At 66.4% G+C, this 20436-nt stretch carries 19 protein-coding genes and 1 riboswitch; of the genes, 13 read left to right on the top strand and 6 right to left on the bottom strand.

The features are described from left to right. Positions 1-17 precede the first annotated feature (17 nt). The 9 genes from MTBLM5_RS09050 to MTBLM5_RS09010 all read left to right on the top strand — a co-directional run bounded on the left by MTBLM5_RS09050 (position 18) and on the right by MTBLM5_RS09010 (position 7898). Complete coding sequence (locus MTBLM5_RS09050) at positions 18-509, top strand: DUF721 domain-containing protein (protein WP_173975775.1); 492 nt, start codon at positions 18-20, stop codon at positions 507-509. A 60-nt stretch (positions 510-569) separates the two neighbouring features. Further along, the gene (locus MTBLM5_RS09045; RefSeq protein ID WP_254430968.1) at positions 570-1193 is read left to right on the top strand and encodes a DsbA family protein; all 624 of its coding nucleotides are present in this window, start codon (positions 570-572) and stop codon (positions 1191-1193) included. Between the two features lie 33 nt (positions 1194-1226). After that, positions 1227-4694 carry a chromosome segregation protein SMC gene (smc, locus tag MTBLM5_RS09040; protein ID WP_173975774.1) on the top strand — a complete coding sequence of 1156 codons (3468 nt, stop codon included), beginning with the start codon at positions 1227-1229 and terminating at the stop codon, positions 4692-4694. A gap of 219 nt (positions 4695-4913) precedes the next feature. Beyond that, positions 4914-5270, top strand: coding sequence for an AtpZ/AtpI family protein (locus MTBLM5_RS09035; protein WP_173975773.1), 357 nt, complete (start codon positions 4914-4916; stop codon positions 5268-5270). A gap of 9 nt (positions 5271-5279) precedes the next feature. After that, positions 5280-6014, top strand: coding sequence for a F0F1 ATP synthase subunit A (locus tag MTBLM5_RS09030; protein WP_173975772.1), 735 nt, complete (start codon positions 5280-5282; stop codon positions 6012-6014). A gap of 66 nt (positions 6015-6080) precedes the next feature. Beyond that, positions 6081-6305, top strand: a complete 225-nt coding sequence (locus MTBLM5_RS09025; RefSeq protein WP_068497766.1) for an ATP synthase subunit C family protein — start codon at positions 6081-6083, stop codon at positions 6303-6305. Positions 6306-6424: 119 nt separating this feature from the next. Next, positions 6425-6919 carry a F0F1 ATP synthase subunit B' gene (locus MTBLM5_RS09020; RefSeq protein ID WP_068497768.1) on the top strand — a complete coding sequence of 165 codons (495 nt, stop codon included), beginning with the start codon at positions 6425-6427 and terminating at the stop codon, positions 6917-6919. After that, a complete protein-coding gene (locus MTBLM5_RS09015) occupies positions 6916-7446 on the top strand; it encodes a F0F1 ATP synthase subunit B (RefSeq protein ID WP_173975771.1) in 531 nt (176 codons plus the stop codon). Before MTBLM5_RS09020 ends, MTBLM5_RS09015 begins: the two co-directional genes overlap by 4 nt. A 98-nt stretch (positions 7447-7544) precedes the next feature. After that, complete coding sequence (locus tag MTBLM5_RS09010) at positions 7545-7898, top strand: hypothetical protein (protein ID WP_173975770.1); 354 nt, start codon at positions 7545-7547, stop codon at positions 7896-7898. A 170-nt stretch (positions 7899-8068) separates the two neighbouring features. On the opposite strand, the gene MTBLM5_RS09005 is transcribed toward MTBLM5_RS09010, so the two are convergent. The 3 genes from MTBLM5_RS09005 to MTBLM5_RS08995 are packed head-to-tail and all read right to left on the bottom strand — an operon-like array spanning position 8069 to position 12496. Next, on the bottom strand, positions 8069-9964 hold the full coding sequence (locus MTBLM5_RS09005) for a potassium transporter Kup (protein WP_173975769.1): 1896 nt from the start codon (positions 9962-9964) through the stop codon (positions 8069-8071). A 54-nt stretch (positions 9965-10018) separates the two neighbouring features. After that, positions 10019-10744 (bottom strand): Sir2 family NAD+-dependent deacetylase, encoded by a 726-nt coding sequence (gene cobB / locus MTBLM5_RS09000; RefSeq protein WP_173975768.1) that lies wholly within the window; start codon positions 10742-10744, stop codon positions 10019-10021. Between the two features lie 33 nt (positions 10745-10777). Next, positions 10778-12496, bottom strand: coding sequence for a methyl-accepting chemotaxis protein (locus MTBLM5_RS08995; protein ID WP_254430967.1), 1719 nt, complete (start codon positions 12494-12496; stop codon positions 10778-10780). Positions 12497-12626: 130 nt separating this feature from the next. Here MTBLM5_RS08995 and MTBLM5_RS08990 point away from each other — a divergent pair, with 130 nt between their 5' ends. Next, positions 12627-13097, top strand: a complete 471-nt coding sequence (locus MTBLM5_RS08990; RefSeq protein ID WP_173975767.1) for a low molecular weight protein-tyrosine-phosphatase — start codon at positions 12627-12629, stop codon at positions 13095-13097. Continuing rightward, a complete protein-coding gene (locus MTBLM5_RS08985; protein ID WP_173975766.1) occupies positions 13098-13943 on the top strand; it encodes a fructosamine kinase family protein in 846 nt (281 codons plus the stop codon). Here MTBLM5_RS08985 and MTBLM5_RS08980 read toward each other — a convergent pair. The 3 genes from MTBLM5_RS08980 to MTBLM5_RS08970 all read right to left on the bottom strand — a co-directional run bounded on the left by MTBLM5_RS08980 (position 13898) and on the right by MTBLM5_RS08970 (position 16199). Further along, positions 13898-14038 carry a hypothetical protein gene (locus tag MTBLM5_RS08980; protein ID WP_173975765.1) on the bottom strand — a complete coding sequence of 47 codons (141 nt, stop codon included), beginning with the start codon at positions 14036-14038 and terminating at the stop codon, positions 13898-13900. The genes MTBLM5_RS08985 and MTBLM5_RS08980 overlap by 46 nt on opposite strands. Position 14039: 1 nt before the next feature. Further along, a complete protein-coding gene (locus MTBLM5_RS08975; protein ID WP_173975764.1) occupies positions 14040-15062 on the bottom strand; it encodes a Fe(3+) ABC transporter substrate-binding protein in 1023 nt (340 codons plus the stop codon). A 105-nt stretch (positions 15063-15167) separates the two neighbouring features. Continuing rightward, positions 15168-16199 carry a hypothetical protein gene (locus MTBLM5_RS08970; protein ID WP_173975763.1) on the bottom strand — a complete coding sequence of 344 codons (1032 nt, stop codon included), beginning with the start codon at positions 16197-16199 and terminating at the stop codon, positions 15168-15170. Between the two features lie 156 nt (positions 16200-16355). Continuing rightward, positions 16356-16466: riboswitch (TPP riboswitch) on the top strand. A gap of 46 nt (positions 16467-16512) precedes the next feature. On the opposite strand from MTBLM5_RS08970, the gene thiC reads away from it, so the two are divergent. Beyond that, complete coding sequence (gene thiC, locus MTBLM5_RS08965) at positions 16513-18354, top strand: phosphomethylpyrimidine synthase ThiC (RefSeq protein WP_173975762.1); 1842 nt, start codon at positions 16513-16515, stop codon at positions 18352-18354. A gap of 79 nt (positions 18355-18433) precedes the next feature. Continuing rightward, entirely contained in the window at positions 18434-19858 is a 1425-nt protein-coding gene (locus MTBLM5_RS08960) for a hypothetical protein (protein WP_173975761.1), read from the top strand. Positions 19859-20436: the final 578 nt, after the last annotated feature.

Here is a 20436-nt window from a genome sequence, read left to right as displayed (position 1 = left end):
GCGCTAAGGTTTCGTCCATGACCAGCAAGCCCCCCCGGGACGAAGACCGCCGCATCCAGGGCATGGTGTCCGTAGCCCTTGCCGCCGATCGGGTGACCAAGCCCATCTTCGGCCGCCACGGCTTTGCCGGCGGCGCGCTGGTGGTCGACTGGCCGGCCATCGTCGGCAGCGCGGTGGCGGCCCACACGCTGCCGGTGCGCATCAAGTTCCCGCCCAAGGAACGCACCGGCGGCATCCTTGAGATCAAGGTCGCCTCCAGCGCGTTTGCCACCGAATTGCAGCATCTGGAACCCTTGATCATCGAGCGGGTCAACGGCTATTTCGGCTGGCAGGCGGTAACCCGGCTGCGCCTGCGCCACGGCCCGCTTCCCGAACGAGCCAAGGCCAAGGCGGCGCCACAGCCGCCGCCAGCCAACCAGGCCTTGAGCGAACGGCTGAAGGACGTCACCGATCCCGCCCTGAAAGAGGCGCTGGAACGGCTGGGGCGCCACATCCTTGCGAAAGGGTGATCTTGTGTCGCTGCCGCACTGCACCTATCATCCGGCGATCCCATCCAGGAGATTGACGCCGTGACCGTCCTTGCCCGCCTTTTCGCCTTGATCGTCGTGGTCGCCGCCGCTCCGGCCCTGGCGGTGGTCACCGCCGCTCCGGCCATGGCCGCCGATGCCGACAGCTTCGCCATCGACCGTGTGCTGGGCAAGGCCGATGCGCCCATCACCATCATCGAGTACGCCTCGACCACCTGCGGCCATTGCGCCAACTTCCACAAGACCACCCTGCCCGAAATCAAGACCAACTGGATCGACACCGGCAAGGCCAAGCTGATCTATCGCGACTTTCCCACCGGCCCGGCCGGCCTGTCGGTCGGCGCCTCGATGATCGCCCATTGCTCGGGACCGGATCGCTATTTCGGCGTGCTGGACCTGATCATGAAGAACCAGGACAAGTGGATGCGGGACCAGAACCCGCTGGACGTCTTGAAGAAGCTGGTGCGCTTCGCCGGCATGACCGGCGACGACGTCGATGCCTGCCTGAAGCGCCAGGACCTGGCCAAGGACATTCAGGACCGCGCCCAGGCCGGCGCCAAGAAGTACGATGTCGAATCGACGCCGTCCCTGCTGATCAACGGCAAGCTGATCGTCGGCGCCCGCGACTATGCCGATTTCGACAAGGCGCTGAAGGCCGCCAAGTAAGGCGGTCCTGACCGGGCAAGGGGGAGCCAGGGGGTGATCCAGTTCACCAAGCTGCGGCTGGCCGGGTTCAAGTCGTTCGTCGATGCGACCGAACTTCTGATCGAGCCCGGTCTGACCGGGGTGGTCGGCCCCAACGGCTGCGGCAAGTCGAACCTGATCGAGGCGCTGCGCTGGGTGATGGGCGAGACCTCGGCCCGCCAGATGCGCGGCGGCGAGATGGACGACGTCATCTTCGGCGGCACCTCCAGCCGCCCGGCCCGCAATCTGGCCGAAGTGCTGGTCGGGTTGGACAATTCGGCCGGTGTCGCGCCGCCGCAATACGGCACCGCCGAGCTTGAGGTGGTGCGCCGCATCGAGCGTGGCCAGGGCTCCAGCTACCGCATCAACGGCCGCGACGTGCGTGCCCGCGACGTCCAGTTGCTGTTCGCCGATTCGGCGACCGGGGCGCGCTCGTCGGGACTGGTCAGCCAGGGCCGGGTCGGCGCCCTGATCAACGCCAAGCCGGCCGAGCGCCGCAGCCTGCTGGAAGAGGCCGCCGGCATCTCGGGCCTTTATTCGCGCCGGCACGAAGCCGAACTGCGCCTGAAGAACGCCGAAGCCAACCTGGCTCGTCTCGACGACGTGCTGGCCACCCTGGACGAGCAATTGAAGGGGCTGCAGAAGCAGGCCCGCCAGGCGGTACGCTACCGCACCTTGTCGGAACAGATCCGCGCCACCGAGGCCCAGGTCCTTTACCTGTCGTGGCTGGAGGCGCTGGCGGTGATCGATGCCGCCCGCGCCGCCATGAAGGAAGCCGAGCTTCGCGTCGAGGAAGCGGCCGAGCTGGCGGCGGTGGCCGCCACCGCCCAGGCCGAGGCCGCCGCCGGCCTGCCCGAACTGCGCCGCCATGACGGCGAGGTCCAGGCCCTGTGGCAGCGCCTGCTGGTCGAGCGCGAGCAATTGGAGGGCGAGGAAGGTCGGCTGGCCGAGACCCGCCGCGGCCTGGAAGCGCGTCTGGCCCAGTCGCAGTCGGATCTGCAAAAGGAACATGCCCGCGCCGCCGACGCCGATCAGGCCATCGCCCGCCTGGCCGCCGAGGAAGACGAGGTCCGCGCCGCCGCCCTGGACGAGGGCGAGCGTCGCCAGGCGGCCGAGCAGGCGGTCGAGGCCGCCGCCGGATTGGTGGTGGCCCTGGAAAAGGATCTGGGCCAGGCGATGGAAGAGGTGGCCGCCGCCGACGCCGAACGTGCCGCCGCCCTGCGCCGCCTGCAAGAATCCGAAACCCGCCGCGACCGCCTGAAGGAACGGGTGGTGCAATTGCAGACCCAGGCCGAGCAATTGCAGGGCGAGGGACTGGACCGGGCCGACCTGACCGCGGCCGAAATGGATTTGGAAGCGGCCCAGGAATATCTGGAAGAAAGCCGTGAGGCGGCCGAGGATTGGGACCGGAAACGGGTCCAGGCCACCGCCGCCCGCGAATCGGCGCGCGACGCCTTCCAGGCGGCCCAGGCGGCCCGCACCCGCATCAAGGCCGAGATCGACGCCCTCAATCAGGTGCTGAACGGGGCCAAGGCCAGCGATCATCCGCCGGTGCTGGATCGGGTGTCGGCCTCGCCGGGGGCCGAGCCGGCCCTGGCCGCCGCCCTGGGCGACGATCTGTCGGCCTCGCTGGATTGCGACGCTCCGGTCCATTGGGTCGAACTGGCCCCGCTCGATCCGGCCCCGTCGCTGCCCGACGGCGCCGAGCCGTTGGCCCGGCTGGTATCGGCGCCGCCGGCCCTGGCCCGCTCGCTGGCGCAAGTCGGTGTGGTCGCCGACCTTGCCGCCGCCATCCGCCTGCGTCCAGCGCTCGCCTGCGGCCAGCGTCTGGTGACGCGGGCCGGCGATCTGGTGCGCTGGGACGGTCTCACCGCCCTGGCCGGCGCGCCCAACCCGATGGCGGTGCGCCTGGCTCAGCGCAACCGTCTGCGCGAGCTGGATGCCGCCTTCGAGGATGCCGAACTGGGCGCCGAGCAGGCGCAAGGCCGGGTCGAGGCCGCCCAGGCGGCGATGGACGAGGCGACCGAGGCCGAACGCGCCGCCAAGGACGCGGTGCGCCGGGCCGAGGCCGAAACCGCCAAGGCCCGCGACGATCACGCCAAGCTGGCCCAGCGCTTCGCCGCTTTCGAATCGCGCATGGCGGCCCTGACCGAGCAATCAACCGCCGCCCGCGCCGATCTCGAGGATGCCGAGGGCGACCTGATGGAGGCCCGGCTTGAAGTCGAGGCCTTCCCCCAGGCCGATGACGGCAAGGACCGGGTCAACGGCTTGCGGGCCGAACTGGCGGAAAAGCGATCGGGCCTGGTCGAGGCGCGCTCGGAGCTGGACCGCGTGCTGCGCGACGGCGCCGACCGCGCCCGCCGGCTGGACCAACTGGCCGCCGACCGGGACTCGTGGAAGAAGCGGGCCGAGACCGCTCGCACCCATGTCCAGGAACTCGAGGAACGGCGCGAGACGGTGATGGCCGAGATCGAGCGCCTGGCCCAGGCCCCCGACACCTTCGCGCGGCGCCGCGCCGAGTTGCTGGACAAGCTGGAACAGGCCGAGGCGGCGCGCAAGCGCTCGGCCGACGCCCTGGCCGCCGCCGAAGCCGCCCAGGCCGAGACCGACCGCGCCATGCGCGCCACCGAGGCGGCTCTGGCCCAGGCCCGCGAGGACCGCATCCGCCGCGAGGCCGCCGTCTCGGCCGCCGATCAGAATTGCCGCGCCGTCGCTGGTCGCATCGCCGAGCGGCTGGACCTGACCCCAGAACAATTGCGCGAGGTCGCCGGCCTGGTCGAGGACGAACGCCCCGACCGCGAGGACTTAAGCCGCCGGCTGGATCGCCTGTCCCGCGAACGCGACGCCATGGGGCCGGTCAATCTACGGGCCGAGCAGGAAGTGACCGAACTGGACGAGCGCATCACCGGCATGCGCGCCGAAAAGGACGATCTGGTCGCCGCCATCGCCAAGTTGCGCGGCGCCATCGGCGAATTGAACCGCGAGGGCCGCGAGCGCCTGCTGGCCTCGTTCGAGCAGGTCGATCGCCAGTTCCGCGACCTGTTCGTGCAATTGTTCGGCGGCGGGCGCGCCCATCTGGCCTTGACCGAATCCGACGATCCGCTGGAAGCCGGCCTGGAAATCATGGCCTCGCCGCCGGGCAAGCGGCTGCAGGTGCTGTCCTTGCTGTCGGGCGGCGAGCAGGCCCTGACCGCGCTGGCCCTGATCTTCGCGGTATTCATGATCAACCCCGCCCCCATCTGCGTGCTGGACGAGGTCGATGCCCCCCTGGACGACGCCAATGTCGACCGCTTCTGCAGTCTGGTCGAAAATATCGCCCAGACCACCCGTACCCGATTCCTGATCGTCACCCACCACCGCATGACCATGGCCCGCGTTCACCGCCTGTACGGCGTCACCATGGCCGAGCGTGGGGTGTCGCAACTGGTCTCGGTCGACCTTTCCCAGGCCGCCGAACTGACCGATCAAGCCACACCACCTTAAGGTGGGAGGTGTCGCCACCCCTTCGGGCGGGGGTCGGATTCGTCGCACTGCGATATCGCACTGCGAAAAACGGCCGGATCTGTCTTGAAATTTTGTTTAAAATCAACATGTTGAAATTACTGGTTTCCGGCCTTGACACGCGCTGACGCACCCCTTATGTTGCCCGCGCTTTTGGCACCGATGCGACCGGACCAGGATGTTCGCAAGGGCTCGATCTCGATGAGTGAGCACGAAGGACCTTCAGGGCTGGACGATCTCGATACCCGCATCCGCGCGGCGCGCGAGCGGGAGATGGCTGAGACAGAGGTGAAACCGGGGCGGCGGACGTCGTCTTCGGGGATCGCTTTGGGGATGCGCATCTCGATCGAGTTCGTGGCGGGCGTTGCCGTCGGGGTGGGCATAGGCTGGGGCCTGGACCACTTCTTCGGCACCAAGCCGTTGTTGATGGTGTTGTTCCTGCTTCTCGGCGGGGGCGCCGGCGTGATGAACGCCTATCGCGCCGCCAAGGGGTTGGATGCGACGGTCGGACTGGGGATGGCTCAGAGACGGCAGGCCAAGCGAACGAAGGACAGGTAGGAGACTCTCGTGGCGAACCCGATCGAGCAGTTCAAGATCAAGCCCATCATTCCGCTCGAAGTGGCGGGCGTCGACGTGTCGTTCACCAATTCCGCGGTGATGATGGTCATTTCGGTGGTGCTGATCACCGCCTTCCTGACGCTCTCGGTGCGCTCGCGCGCCTTGGTCCCCGGGCGCTGGCAAGCGCTGGCCGAGGTGTTCTATGAATTCATCGCCGGCATGCTGAAGGACAATGTGGGGCAGGAAGGGCGCAAGTATTTCCCCTTCATCTTCACCCTGTTCATGTTCGTGCTGTTCGGTAACCTGCTGGGCATGATCCCGGGCGCCTTCACCTATACCAGCCACGTCATCGTGACGTTCGGCATGGCCATCGTGGTGTTCACCGGCGTCACCATCATCGGTTTCGCCCGCCACGGCACCCATTTCCTGCGCATGTTCTTCCCCGAGGGTGCCCCGATCGCCACCGCGATCATCCTGGTGCCGATCGAGGTGATCTCGTACTTCTCGCGCCCGTTCAGCCTGGCGGTTCGTCTTTTCGCCAACATGACCGTCGGCCACATCATCTTGAAGGTGCTGGGCGGCTTCGTGGTCAGCCTGGGCGCGTTCTACGTCATTCCGGGCGTCGTGCCCTTCGCCTTCCTGGGCGCCATCACCGTTCTCGAGTTCGGTATCGCCCTGCTGCAGGCCTATGTCTTCACCATCCTGTCGTGCATCTACCTGCACGACGCCATCCACATGCATTGATGGGTGGCTTCAGGGTTCTGACTTTTTCGTCTGTTTTCGGTTTCCAGTCCTCGAAGGAGCAAAATTATGGAAGCGAGTGCTGCTAAGTTGATCGGTGCTGGTCTGGCCGCCATCGGCATGATCGGTTCGGGTATCGGCGTGGGTAACATTTGGGCCAACCTGATCGCCACCGTCGGCCGTAACCCGGCCGCCAAGGCGAACGTCGAGCTGTACGGCTGGATCGGCTTCGCGGTGACCGAAGCTATCGCGCTGTTCGCTCTGGTCGTCGCGCTGATGATCCTCTTCGCCTAAGGTTTCAGGCGAAGGTTCCTCCTTCGGAACGGTGTGAGAGCCGCGCCGCCGGGTGACCGGTGGCGCGGCCCGCCTCCCGCTCCGATATCCCGGTTCAATACCCCCTTAGGAGCATCGGGATGCCCCAGTTCGATCCGGCGTTCTTCGCGCCCCAGCTTTTCTGGCTGGCCGTCACTTTCATCACCCTGTACATCCTGATGTCCAAGGTGGCCCTGCCGAAGATCGGCGCCGTCCTCGACGAGCGTCAGCGCAAGATCGACGACAACCTCGACAAGGCCATGCAGTTGAAGGCCGAAGCCGAGGCCGCGATCGCCGCGTATGAAAAGGCTTTGGCCGAATCGCGTGCGCACGCGCACTCCGTCATCAAGGAAGCCAGCGAACGCCTGGCCAAGCAAGCCGACGAGCGCACCCGTGAGCTCAGCGCCAAGCTGGCCGAGCAGATCAAGGCCGGTGAGGTCCGCATCGCCGCCGCCAAGGAACAGGCCCTCGCCAATGTGCGAGACGTCGCCCTTGACGTCGCCGGCGCAGCCATCGCCCGTCTGGTCGGCACCAGCCCCGACCAGGGCAAGCTGGAATCGGCCATCGCCGCCGCGCTGAAGGAGAACGGACAATGATTTCGGTCGCCTACGCAGCCGACGCCCATCACGCCGCCGGTCCGTTCTACACCGATGCCGCCTTCTGGGTCGGAATCGCCTTCATCATGGTCGTCGCCCTGGCTTTGAAGCCGGTGGTGCGCGCCCTGGGCGCCGGGCTCGACGCCCGGTCGGCCAAGATCAAGGCCCGCATCGACGAAGCCGCCCGCCTGCGTGAAGAGGCCCAGGAGACCCTGGCCCGCTATCAGCGCAAGCAGCGCGACGCCATGAAGGAAGCGGAAGAGATCATCGCCCATGCCAAGGCCGAGGCCGAGCGCCTGGCCGCGCAGTCAGCCAAGGATCTCGACGCCTCTTTGAAGCGCCGCGAGCAGCAGGCCATGGACCGTATCGCCCAGGCCGAAGCCCAGGCGGTCAAGGAAGTCAAGAATCTGGCCGTCGATGTCGCCATCGCCGCCGCCCGTCAGGTTCTGGCAGAAAGCATCACCGCCGACCAGGCCGCTGCCCTGGTGGACGGCGCCATCCAGGAACTGCCGCGCAAGCTGCACTAGGTTCCGGTTGGTCAAATCGTTGTGCAAAGCCCCCTCGGGTCTTCCCGAGGGGGCTTTGTCGGTTTAGGCTGGAGAGATCGGATACTGGAGCCGTCCCCATGCCCTTCGTCACCCGCGATACCGACGGCCGTCTGATCGCCATCGCCGAATTCCCGCTGGACGACAGCGCCGAGGAACTGGCCGCCGACGACCCGGAAATCGTCGCCTTCGTCGAGCGCACCTGCGACCTGGCCATCGAAGGGGCCGGCGAGACGCCGTTCATCAACGCCGATCTGGCCTTCATCCGCGTGGTCGAGGATCTGATCGAGGTGCTGATGCGCAAGGGTGTGCTGGCCCTGACCGATCTGCCGGGGCCGGCCCAGGAAAAGCTGATGAGCCGCCGGGCATTGCGCCATTGGCTGGCCGGCGTGGCGGGTATCGTCGATGATGGCGGCGAAGGCAAGATCATCTAGGGCCGTTCTGGCCGGTGACGGCATTCATGGGTCGGGGGCGGGGCGACGGCCGCGCCGCCGGGCTCATACGAGCCTTATAGCGCCGAGCCTGAAATCCGGATCAGCTTTTCTTGATCGTCGTTGCCGGGCTTAACGGCACAAGGAATGAACCAGTTTATAGGCGCGCCGCTCTAGATCTCCACCTGGCTGCCCAGCTCGACGACGCGGTTGCTGGGCAGTTGGAAGAAGTCCATGGCATTGGTGGCCGACCGGGCCATCCAGGCGAACAATTGTTCGCGCCACGGGTCCATGCCGGGATTCTGCGAGGCGATGATGGTCTCGCGCGACAGGAAATAGCTGATGGACATCGGCTCGTAGAAGAAACCCAACTGCTCGGTCTTGGCGTGGGCCATGGTCTTGGGGATGTTGGGATCCTCCATGAAGCCGAAGCGCAAGGTCAGGCGCTGGAAGCCGGGCGCCAGCACTTCATGCTCGATGCGCTTCTCCGCCGACACGAAGGGCGTCTCGGCCATGATCACCGTCAGGATCACCACCCGCTCGTGCACCACCTTGTTGTGCTTCAAATTGTGCAGCAGGGCCAGCGGAATGCCCTCGCGGGTGCCGGTCAGGAAGATGGCGGTGCCCGAGACGCGGGCGACCCGCGATGACAGCGAGGCCAGGAAGGCATCGACCGGCATGGCGTCGTTGGCCAGCTTGGCCATCAGCAATTGGCGGCCACGCTTCCAGGTGGTCAGGAACACGAACACCACCAGGCCGATGGCCAGCGGGAACCAGCCGCCATGGGGAATCTTGGTGGAATTGGCCAGGAAGAAGGCCAGATCCATCACCAGGAACAGCCCGACCAGGCCGAACACCCAATTCTTCTTCCACCCCCACAGCAGCAGCATGACCATGCCGATCAGGGTGGCGTCGATGACCATGGTGCCGGTCACCGCCACGCCATAGGCCGACGCCAGGTTGGACGAGGTGCGAAAGCCCAGCACCAGGGCCATCACGAAGATCATCAGCGTCCAGTTCAGCACCGGCACGTAGATCTGGCCGATTTCCTGTTCCGAGGTGTGGACGATGGTCATGCGCGGCAGATAGCCCAGCTGGATGGCCTGGCGGGTCACCGAGAAGGCGCCCGAGATCACCGCCTGCGAGGCGATGACGGTGGCGCAGGTCGCCAGCAGCAGCAGCGGCACGCCGGCCCAGGCCGGGGCCATCTTGAAGAACGGGTTCTCCAGGGCGGCGGGATTGGTCAACAGCAGCGCGCCCTGGCCGAAATAATTGAGCAGCAAGGCCGGCAGCACCAGGAAGTACCAGGCCAGGCGGATCGGCACGCGGCCGAAATGGCCCATGTCGGCGTAAAGCGCCTCGGCGCCGGTCACCGCCAGCACCACCGAGCCCAGCGCCAGGAACCCGATCCAGCCGTCGTTATAAAGGAACAAGATGGCCCAATGCGGCGACAGCGCCTTCAGCACCTCGGGAGCCAGGCCGATATTGCGCACGCCCATGACCGCCAGCACGGTGAACCACACTGTCATGATCGGCCCGAACGCCTTGCCGACCGCGTCGGTGCCGTGCTTCTGGATGGCGAACAAGACCACCAGGATGCCGATGGTCAGCGGCACGACATAGTGGTCCAGCGCCGGGGCCACCACCTGCAGGCCTTCCACCGCCGACAGGATCGAGATGGCCGGGGTGATCATCGAATCGCCATAGAACAAGGCGGCGGCGAAAATGCCCAGTGCGGCGACCAGGGCCGACAGGCCGGGCCGTCCTTGCGCGACCCGTCCGACCAGGGCCAGCAGGGCCAGCGACCCGCCCTCGCCCTTGTTGTCGGCGCGCATGATGAAGACGACGTATTTGATGGAGACCACGATGGTCACCGCCCAGAACACCAGGGACAGCACGCCGAACACATGCAGGCGGTCCAGCGCCAACTGATGCGGGCCGGCGAAGGTTTCCTTCATGGCGTAAAGCGGGCTGGTGCCGATGTCGCCGAAGACGACGCCGATGGCGCCGAACATCAGGGCGAAGACATTGCGCGATTGGCCGTGTTCGGCCCCGTCGGGTGCGCTCATCTGGGTGATTCCCCCTATAGACGGTGCGCATATGGCCTGGAACCGCCAGAAGAGTCAAGCAGCCCCAAGCAGGCGCTCGACGAAGGCCGGGACCACCTGGGACGCCGGTCCCAGCACCGTCTCGGCGAACAGGCTGGCGCCCTCGCTGGGCTCGAGGTTCAGTTCCACTGTGTGGGCGCGGCCGGCGCGGCGCACGCCCAGCACGAAGCCGGCCGCCGGATAGACGTTGCCCGAGGTCCCGATCGAGACGAACAGGTCGCATTCCATCAGCGCCCTCTCGATGCGATCCATCGCCAACGGCATCTCGCCGAACCACACCACATGGGGGCGCAGGCGGCCGGGGCGGCGGCAATCGGGGCAGCGTTCGTCGTGGGTCAGGTCGCCCCGCCATTCGAACGGATCGTCGCAGACCTGGCAGCGGACCTTCAGCAACTCGCCATGCATGTGGATCAGGTTGCGGCTGCCGGCCCGCTCGTGCAGGTCGTCGATGTTCTGGGTGACCACCAGGACCTGGCCGGGCCAAGCCGCTTCCAGCCGGGCCAGGGCGATGTGGGCCGGGTTGGGGGCGATGGCCGGGTCCTGCAGGCCGCGCCGCCGGGCGTTATAGAATTCCTGGACCAATGCCGGGTTGGCCGCGAACGCCTCGGGCGTGGCGACGTCCTCGAGGCGGACCTTCGACCACAAACCGCCTTCGCAGCGAAAGGTATCCAGGCCGGATTCCTTCGAGATGCCGGCGCCGGTCAACACGACGATCCGGCCCTGACGGGGCAAGTGGGGCATGAATCCTCCGCGGCGATCAATCGCCCGATGATGTCATGCCATCCGCACGCCCTCCAGGAATTCGTCGATGATCACCTTGAGATCGCGGGCCTGTTGCGACAAGGACCCCGACGCCGCCAGCACCTGCTTGGCCGCCGCCCCGGTTTCACCGGCCGCCGTCTGGACGCCGGCGATGTTGTGGCGGACCTCAGCGCTCCCGCTCGAGGCCTGATCGACCGAGCGGGCGATCTCGGTGGTGGCAGCCGATTGCTCCTCGACGGCGACGGCGATCGACGAGGCGTTCTCGCCGACATGCTGGATGACGCTGACGATGGATTGGATGGCGGCAACCACCTTGGCGGTCTTTTCCTGGACCAGGGCGATCTGGGCGCCGATTTCGTCGGTGGCCTTGGCGGTCTGGTTGGCCAGCCCCTTGACCTCGTTGGCGACCACCGCGAAGCCCTTGCCGGCCTCGCCGGCACGCGCCGCTTCGATGGTGGCGTTCAAGGCCAAAAGGTTGGTCTGGCTGGCGATGGCAGTGATCAGGCTGACCACCTCGCCGATATGGCGGACCGCTTCGGCCAGGCCGTCGACGTCGGACGCCGCGCGGTTGGCCTCGCCGACGGCGCCGTCGGCGATGGCCGAGGATTCGGCGACCCGGCGGCTGATCTCGCCGATCGAGGCGGCCAGTTCCTCGGCGGCCGAGGCGACGGCCTGCACGTTGGCCGAGGCTTCGTCCGAGGCGTGCGAGGCGGCGGTGGCCTGCTGGGCCGTTTGCGCGGCCGCGCCCGACATCGCCGCCGCGGTGGCTTCCAACTGGGTCGAGGCGGCGGCGACATGCTTGACCACCTCGGTCGCCCCGGAATCGAAGTCCGAAGTCAGGCGGGTGATCAGTTCCGCACGACGCTGACGGGCTTCGGCGGCTTCCCGCTCGCGCGCCTCCAACTCTTGCTGGCGGGCCAGCCCTTGGCGGAAGATCTCGAGGGCGTGCGCCATCTCGCCGATCTCGTCGCCGCGGTCGGCGCCGGGGACATGGACGCTGGAATCGCCGCCGGCCAGTCCGCGCATGGCACCGGTGATGCCGGCCAATGGCGGCACGATCGAGCGGGTGGTGCCCCAGCTGATCAGCGCGCCCAGCGCCAGGCCGACCACCAGGGCGCCCCACGACATCAGTTGCAATTGATTCAGTTGGCTTTCGACGGCGTCGGTATCGGTGGCCAGCAGGCCCTTCTGGCTATCGACCATGCCGCCGTGACGCTTGCCGTCGGCGCCGCGCTCGCCGGCCAGGATGGTGATGGCGCGGGTGACCCGGGGCAGCAGATCGCGCACCAGGATGGCCGACCCGGCCTCGCCGGCTCCGGCCTTTTCGGCTTCGGCCTGGAAGGAATTGATTTCCGGCAGCAGGATCTTCAGCTCGCGCCAAAGCTCGATATTCTTGGGATTGGTGAACTGGGCCGCCAGCGTGTCCATCTCGGGGATCTGCCCGTTGATGATGGTCCAGGCCTCGGCGCGATCGACCTTGAAGCCGTCCTTGCCGGTCAGCAGGAAGCCGCGCAACGACGCCAGCGAGGATTGCAGCTGGGTCTGAATGCTGGCGCTGATTTCCGCCACCGGCATCCGCAGATCGACGATCCGGCGGTTGACCTCGACGATCCGGCCCGACGACAGGGCAACCGTGCCGGCCAGGATCAGGATCAAGCCGCACAGCGACAGGAAGCCGATCGAGAGCCGCCTACCAATAGGTATGGAATTCGCCAGTTTGGTAAAGTTCATGACCGCCCCTACTCCTCGGCCAATATCCCCGACCTTCTTGGGGTCATTCCAAGGTAAAAGAAATGACTTAGGTCAAGTGGCGACCGCATCCCCCCTTGCGGGACGGCGGCGAAAGGGGTATCCGGGATCGATGATCAAGGTCTTGTTCGTCTGCACCGGAAACATCTGCCGCTCGCCCACCGCCGAGGGGGTGTTCCGCGCCCTGGTGGCGGCGGAAGGTCTGGCTGATCGTATAGGGTGGGACTCCGCCGGCACCCACGGCTACCATGTCGGCGAGCCGCCCGACCAGCGCTCGACGGCTGCCGCGGCGCGGCGCGGTGTCGCCATGGCCGATTTGCGGGCCCGCAAGGTCGCCGCGGCGGATTTCGACGAATTCGATCTGGTGCTGGCGATGGATCGGGGCCACCACGACATCCTGGCCCGCCTGTGCCCCAAGGGGCGCGAGGAGCGCCTGGCCCTGTTCATGGATTTCGCCCCCGACTGGGGAATCAAGGATGTCCCCGACCCCTATTATGGCGGTGCCGACGGGTTCGAGCGGGTGCTGGACATGATCGAGGCCGGTGCGCGCGGCGTGCTGGTCCATCTGCGGGAGCGGCTTTAGGTGCAGGACCGGGTTCCGGCTCTGGTCGAACGCTTCACCGGCCGCAAGGTCGATGCCATGGCCCCGTTGTCGGGCGGCTCGGTCGGCCGGGTGCTGCTGATCCAATTGGCCGGCAACGGCCGGGTGGTGGCCAAGCTGGGGCCGGGGCTGGAGCCCGAGGGCTGGATGGTCCGCCAACTGGCGTGCAAGTCGCGGCTGCCTTTGCCCACCATCATCCATGCCGACGACGACTTGCTGCTGATGGAGCATGTGGCGTGCGGCGATGCGCTGACCGGCGCGGCCCAGATGCATGCCGCCGAATTGCTGGCCGACCTGCACGGGACGTCGTGGCATTCCTTCGGGCTTGAACGCGACACCGTCATCGGCGGCTTGCCGCAGGTCAACACGGCCACCCATCGCTGGCTTGATTTCTTTCGCGATCACCGCCTGCTGGCGATGGCTCGCATGGCGCTGGATTCAGGTCGATTGCCGGCCGAAACCATGCACCGGATCGAGATCCTGGCCGCGCGCCTGCCCAGTTGGGTCGAGGAACCGGCACAGCCGGCCCTGCTGCATGGCGATTGCTGGAGCGGAAACATCCTGGTCAAGGACGGTCGGATCGCCGCCTTCATCGATCCGGCCATCTATTACGGCCATCCCGAGATCGAGTTGGCCTTCGGCACCATGTTCGGCACCTTCGACGAGTCCTTCTTTCGCCGCTATGGCGAAATCCGGCCGATCGCGCCCGGCTTTTGGGAGGAACGGCGCGAGCTCTACCTGCTTTATCCCCTGCTGGTCCATGTCCGCCTGTTCGGCGGCTCTTATTTGGACGGTATCGGCCGGGTGTTGGACAGGTTCTTGGGATAGGCTTCGTCCGGCTCTTTCTCGGGCGGCGCCTCGGCCGCCCGCTCGGCCATGGCGCGGGCCAGCGCCCGCGTCATCATGTTCTTCCAGATGACCATCTCACCTCCAGCCGGCGCGGTCGAACAGCTTGACCGCCACCGGATTGTTCTCGCCCAGCATGGCGACCGGAATCGTCTCGGGTTTGAAGCTTCCCCAACCCGCCACCAGCGCCGACGGTTGGATGCCGTCGGCCACCGGGAATTCATGGTTGGTTTCGGCATAGATCTTCTGGGCCGCCGGGCTGGCCAGGAACTCCAGCAGCTTGACCGCCTCGACCTTGTGCTTGGCCGAAGCGGTGATGCCGGCCCCCGAGATGTTGACATGGGCGCCGCGGCCCTGCTGGTTCGGCCAGAACAGACCGACCTTGTCGGCGGCGGCCTTCTCGTCGGCCTTGTCGGACGTCAACATGCCGGCGAAGTAGTAGGTGTTGGCGATGGCGACGTCGCACTGGCCGGCGGCGATTGCGGCGATCTGGTCGCGGTCGCCGCCCTGCGGCTTCCTGGCCATGTTGGCGACGATGCCCTTGGCCCAGGCCTCGGCCTTGTCGGCACCATCGACGGCGATCATTCCGGCCAGCAGCGACTGGTTATAGACCGACGACGACGAGCGCACGCAGATGCGGCCCTTCCATTTCGGATCGGCCAGATCCTCGTAGGTCGACAGATCGGCCGGCTTGACCCGGTCCTTGGCGTAGAACAGCACGCGGGCGCGCGCCGACAGGCCGAACCAATAGCCCTGCGGGTCCCTGAACCGCGACGGCACCGCCTTGGTCAGCGCCGTCGAGGCCACCGGCTGCAGCAGCCCATCGACCCGGGCCTTGTGCAGGCGGGCGACGTCGGTGGTCAGCAAGATGTCGGCCGGGCTGGACGGTCCCTCGGCCTTCATGCGCTCGATCAACTGGTCCTCGCCGGCCGACAGCAGGTTGACCTTGATGCCGCTTTCCTTGGTGAACTGGTCCAGCAGCGGCTTGATCAGGTGGTCCTTGCGGGCGGAATAGACGTTGACCTCGGCCGCCTGAACCAAAGCGGGGGCGGCGACAGTCAGGGCAGCGGCAAGACCGAACAGACGGCTGGGCAGACGCATCGGGGCAGGTTCCTCTGGTTGGCGCAAATGCGAGTGACTTGCATTAACAGGTCCAGAGTTAGCACAATCGGCGTGGGGGTAAAAGCAAAATCAAAAGCGGGGGGATTAGCGGGTGCCGGTCCGCGCGGTTCGACCGGCCCCTTGCAGGGCGCCCTCGGTGACGGTGACCAGGGTCTTCATGTCGGTCCGCGAGCCGACATTCTTGACCTGCAGGCGCTTGGTGAAATCCTTCACCGCCGCCGGGTTGCCCGGCTTGCCGAACATCATGCCGAAGGCGGCGCGGCCTTGGGCGCGGTAAAGCGTGGTGAACACCACCGCCGCCTGATAGAGCGAGAAGCCCAGAGGCTTCAGCAATTCCGACCGGGTGGTGTCGCCGACCGCGCAGAAGGCGGCGGTCAGTTCGCGCATCTCGGTTTCGGTCATGCGGCCCAGGGCCGAGCGGACGTTGGGATCGTTCAGCGTCTCCCACCAGAAATCGGCTTCACGCTGGTCGATTTCCACCATGACCGGCTCGGCCGCCTTCTTCGGGCCGCTGTCGTTGGCGGCGGCCTGGCTGGTGACCTGGGTCACCGGCACCTTGCCGGCGCTGGGCGCGGTGGCGACCGCGCCGGCCACCGCCGTCGCCACCGCCTCGACCGCCGCCACCGTCTTCAGATCCATCAAGGCCGGACCCAGCGTCGCCACCGTCTCCGCCGACAATTTGGCGTAGGCGGTGGTCAGCGGCACCTGCCACTCGTGGATCAGATATTCGTTCATCGCCGAATAAAGCTTGCCGGATTTGGATTTGGGATCGTTGGGATCGCCGCCCAGGGTCTTCCGGAAATGCTGCTTGGCATGGGTGCGCACGATCATCGCGGTGATGTCGTGCACGGTGCGGCCGCAGCGCAGCCGAACGAAATCATCGTTGACGGTGCGGCCGTCGGCATCGACCAGCAAGGCGGCAAAGGCGTCGCGGCGCTTCCTGAAGATCAGCAGGCAGCCGTGCAACAGCTCGGCATTGGCGATGACCTGGTCGTAGAAATCCTCGGCCTTGATGTCCTGGAAGGCCGGGACCAGCTTGCGAAATACCGCCGCCACCGGACCCCGAAGGGTCTGGGTGATCTCGCGTACCGCTTGGTTGTGGTCGATTTCGGCCAAGGTCAGGAACTCGGGGACAGGGCGTCGATGCTCACACTATCAGGTGATCACCTGGTTTGGACAATGCTCTCTGTGTGATGAATCGACTCTTAATGTGTCAAAGCCCCCTTTTCTGTGGGGTTGACTTAGGCGCCCGCTTGGTTTCATGGTCATCCCCAGAAACCGAAGGGGAGCCCCGCCACGGGGGCTGAGAGGCCGGAAGATGTGCCGGCGACCCTTGAACCTGATCCGGGTCATGCCGGCGGAGGGATCGGAGCGGCCATCCCGACCATCCCTGCCAGCCGGCCCGCCCGCCCCACGCGGAGCGTTTTTCATGTCCGACCGTCCCGACGAACTGAAGGTCACCACCGGCTGCCTGCCCGGTTCGCGCAAGGTGCATGTGGTGGGCAGTCGCCCCGACATCCGGGTGGCGATGCGCGAGGTGGACCTGGAAGCGTCGGCCAATGAACCGCCGGTGCGCATCTACGACACCTCGGGTCCGTTCACCGATCCGGCGGTCAAGATCGACATCACCAAGGGCCTGACCCAGCTGCGCCGCTCGTGGGTGCTGGAACGGGGCGACGTCGAGGAATATCCCGGCCGCGCCCATCGCCCGGAAGATGACGGACTGAAGCCGGGCGAGGTGATCGGCGTGCCGGTGTTCGACCGCCAGGGCCTGAAGCCCCTGCGCGCCAAGGCGGGTGCCGCCGTTTCCCAGCTGGCCTATGCCCGGCGCGGCATCATCACGCCGGAAATGGAATATGTGGCGATCCGCGAGAACATGCGCCTGGCCGAGATGCGCGACGCCGCCGCCCGCGACGCGGGCGAAACATCGCTCCGCGATGGCGAGGATTTCGGCGCCGACATCCCCGATCAGGTGACGCCGGAATTCGTGCGGTCCGAGGTGGCGCGCGGCCGCGCCATCATTCCGGCCAACGTCAACCACCCGGAAGCCGAGCCGATGATCATCGGCCGCAACTTCCTGACCAAGATCAACGCCAATATCGGCAATTCGGCCGTGGCGTCGTCGGTGACGGAAGAGGTGGAAAAGATGGTGTGGGCGATCCGCTGGGGCGCCGACACCGTGATGGACCTGTCGACCGGCCGCCATATCCACGCCACCCGCGAATGGATCTTGCGCAACTCGCCGGTTCCCATCGGCACCGTGCCGATCTACCAGGCGCTGGAAAAGGTCGACGGCAAGGCCGAGGACCTGACCTGGGAGGTGTTCAAGGACACGCTGATCGAACAATGCGAGCAGGGCGTCGATTATTTCACCATCCATGCCGGGGTGCGGCTGGCCACCATTCCGCTGACCGCCAAGCGGGTCACCGGCATCGTGTCGCGCGGCGGCTCGATCATGGCCAAATGGTGCCTGGCCCATCACAAGGAAAACTTCCTCTACACCCATTTCGACGATATCTGCGAAATCCTGCGCGCCTATGACGTCGCCTTCAGCCTGGGCGACGGCTTGCGGCCGGGCTCGATCGCCGACGCCAACGATTCCGCCCAGTTCGCCGAGCTGGAGACCCTGGGCGAGCTGACCCACCGCGCCTGGAAGTATGATTGCCAGGTCATCATCGAAGGCCCCGGCCATGTGCCGATGCACAAGATCAAGGCCAATGTGGAAAAGCAGCTGAAGCTGTGCGGCGAGGCGCCGTTCTACACCCTGGGGCCGCTGGTCACCGATATCGCGCCCGGCTACGACCACATCACCTCGGCAATCGGGGCGGCGATGATCGGCTGGTTCGGCACGGCGATGCTGTGCTACGTGACGCCGAAGGAACATCTGGGCCTGCCCGACCGCCAGGACGTGCGCGAAGGGGTGGTGACCTACAAGCTGGCCGCCCACGCCGCCGACCTGGCCAAGGGCGTGCCGGCCGCCCGCCTGCGCGACGACGCGCTGTCCCGCGCCCGCTTCGAGTTCCGCTGGAAGGATCAGTTCAATCTGTCCCTGGACCCGGAAAAGGCCATGGACTTCCACGACCAGACCCTGCCGGCGGAAGGGGCCAAGCTGGCCCATTTCTGCTCGATGTGCGGCCCGAAATTCTGCGCCTACAAGATCAGCCAAGAGGTCCGCGACATGGCGGCCGAGCAGGGCATGGCCGAGATGAGCGAGAAGTTCCTGAAAGAGGGCGCCGAGCTTTACAAGGTGGAGAAGCCGGCGGCGGAGTAGGCGGGGCTCACCATTTAAGACTGTGTTGATTGTGTGATGGTGTATCCTGGCGGACCTTCGTTTCCGCCGGGATGTCCTCATGCGTGCCGTTCTTCTTATTCTCGCGTTGTCGTTGGTTCTATCCGGCCCGGCCCTGTCCGCGCCCAAGGATGACCCCGCCGCCCGCCTGGGCGTGGTCGAGGCGCTGATTCCCCGCCTGGAAAAGCAGCTGGACCAGCAACGCGAACAGGCCGCCAAGGCGGCCAAGGACGAGGCCGAGGGGGTGGAAAAGGTCCTGACCGCCCAGGTGCAGGGGGTGAGGGATCTGTTGCTGCTGTTGGCGACCCTGCTGCCGCTGGCCGGCGGTCTGGGCGGCCTGTTCACCTACAGCAAGGCCAAGCGCGAGGCCCGCCAGCAGGCCAAGGAGGAGATGGAGACGATTCGCGCCCAGGCCACCGCCGCCCTTGATCAGGCCCGGCAGGAGCTGGAGGCCGCCATGGCCGAACTGGCGCGGATCACCCAGGCGCGTTGCGAGGCGGAAGAGCATAATGCCGCCGCCGAGAAGGCCCGCCACGACGCGGAAGACCATTCCGAGCGCGTCCGCGCCCTGGCCCAGGGCACCGCGCAACTGACCCCGGACGAGGCGAACCGGGCCGACCAGGCCCTGGCCTCGCCCTCTCCGGCATCCATGACCACGCATTCCACTGTCGAGTTGATCTCCCTGGCGGTACGGGCGCTTGATACCCACCGCCATGCCGAAGCCGAGCAGGCGCTGATCACCCTGACCCGCCGTCGTCCCGATGACTCCCTCGGCTGGATGCTGCGGGCCCGGTTGCGGTTGGAGCAGCATCGGCCAGCCGAGGCGCTGGATGCGGCCGCCCGCGCCCACAGCGTAGCCAAGGACGATCAGAGCAAGGCGGACGCCAGTGGTTGGCGCGGTGACGCATTGGCGGCGGTGGGCGACCGCGCCGGGGCGGCCGAGGCCTGGGACCAAAGTCGGGCCGGCATGGAGGCGCTGGCCCAGGCCTATCCCGACGTTTCCGGTTACCGGCGAGATCTAGCGATTGCCTGGATTAGAGTCGGTGAAGGTCTGCAGGACCGGGGCGCCGCTGAGAATGCCTACCTCCAAGCCGAAACAATCCTGCACCAGCAGATTTCCGGCGACCCCGATCAAGCCCAGACAGTCCGAAGCTTGGCCGGCGTGCTGCGTCGGCGGGCCGGTTTGTCCAAGACCCAGGCGGATGGTCAGGGCCTTTTGGACCAAGCCGGCGAACTGCTGGGCCGCGCCCGAACGCTGGACCCGGACGATTGCCTCATTCGGCGCGACGTCGCCTGGCTGCGTGCCGCCTGGGGCGATGGGCACCTGCGGGGCGGTGACCAGGCCCAGGCGCGCACCTGCTGGGCCGAGGCGGTCGCGACGTGGGAGGCGATGGACAAAGCCGGCACGCTGGATTGGTATGGGCGGCGCCCGTTGGCCGAATACCGCGCCAAGCTGGGCCGCGATGATCCGCCGCCATCCGCCTGATTTCGCACTCGCGAAAGAAAAATGACGGATAAATGAAAAACCCTGTTGACGGCCCCGGGGCAGAGGCGTAGAAAGCGGCCTCCCCGACGGACAGTGCGTCCGGAAAGGGAATGCGAAGAAAAAAGTTGGTCAACTTCGCAGTGGTGACAGGAAAAACTTTCCGGTTACTTCGAAAAAAAGAGATTGACTGGCCGGCCGCCGAAAGGTAAAAGCCTGCCTCCCCGAAAGAACCGGATGGTTCGATTGGGAAACGCGGAGAGTTCAACGAACTCCGCGGAATTGCTGGGACGGAAAGTTCTGGTGGTTCGAAAAAAAAGGGGTTGACGGTGTGGTCGGCACCGAGATATAAGCCGGCCTCCCCTGACGGGGACGGGCTTTAGCGGCGGTGACGCGGCGGGGTCTGACGGAGGCGAAAGTCTCCACGCTCTTTGACAAGTGAAGACGGAATAAGGAAGGGATGCGCAGGCGGCGCCGATCCGAAACCGGATCTGGTTCCGAAATGCGTTATCTCTGAATGCGAAAGCGTTGAGAAGTAAATGTAGTTATGGAACGAGCTCTGTTCCAAGGGTTTTCGGACC

It is taken from the genome of Magnetospirillum sp. LM-5, assembly GCF_902729445.1.
In the GTDB taxonomy this organism is placed as follows: Bacteria; Pseudomonadota; Alphaproteobacteria; order Rhodospirillales; family Magnetospirillaceae; genus Magnetospirillum.
This window is presented reverse-complemented; position numbering and strand designations above follow the sequence as displayed.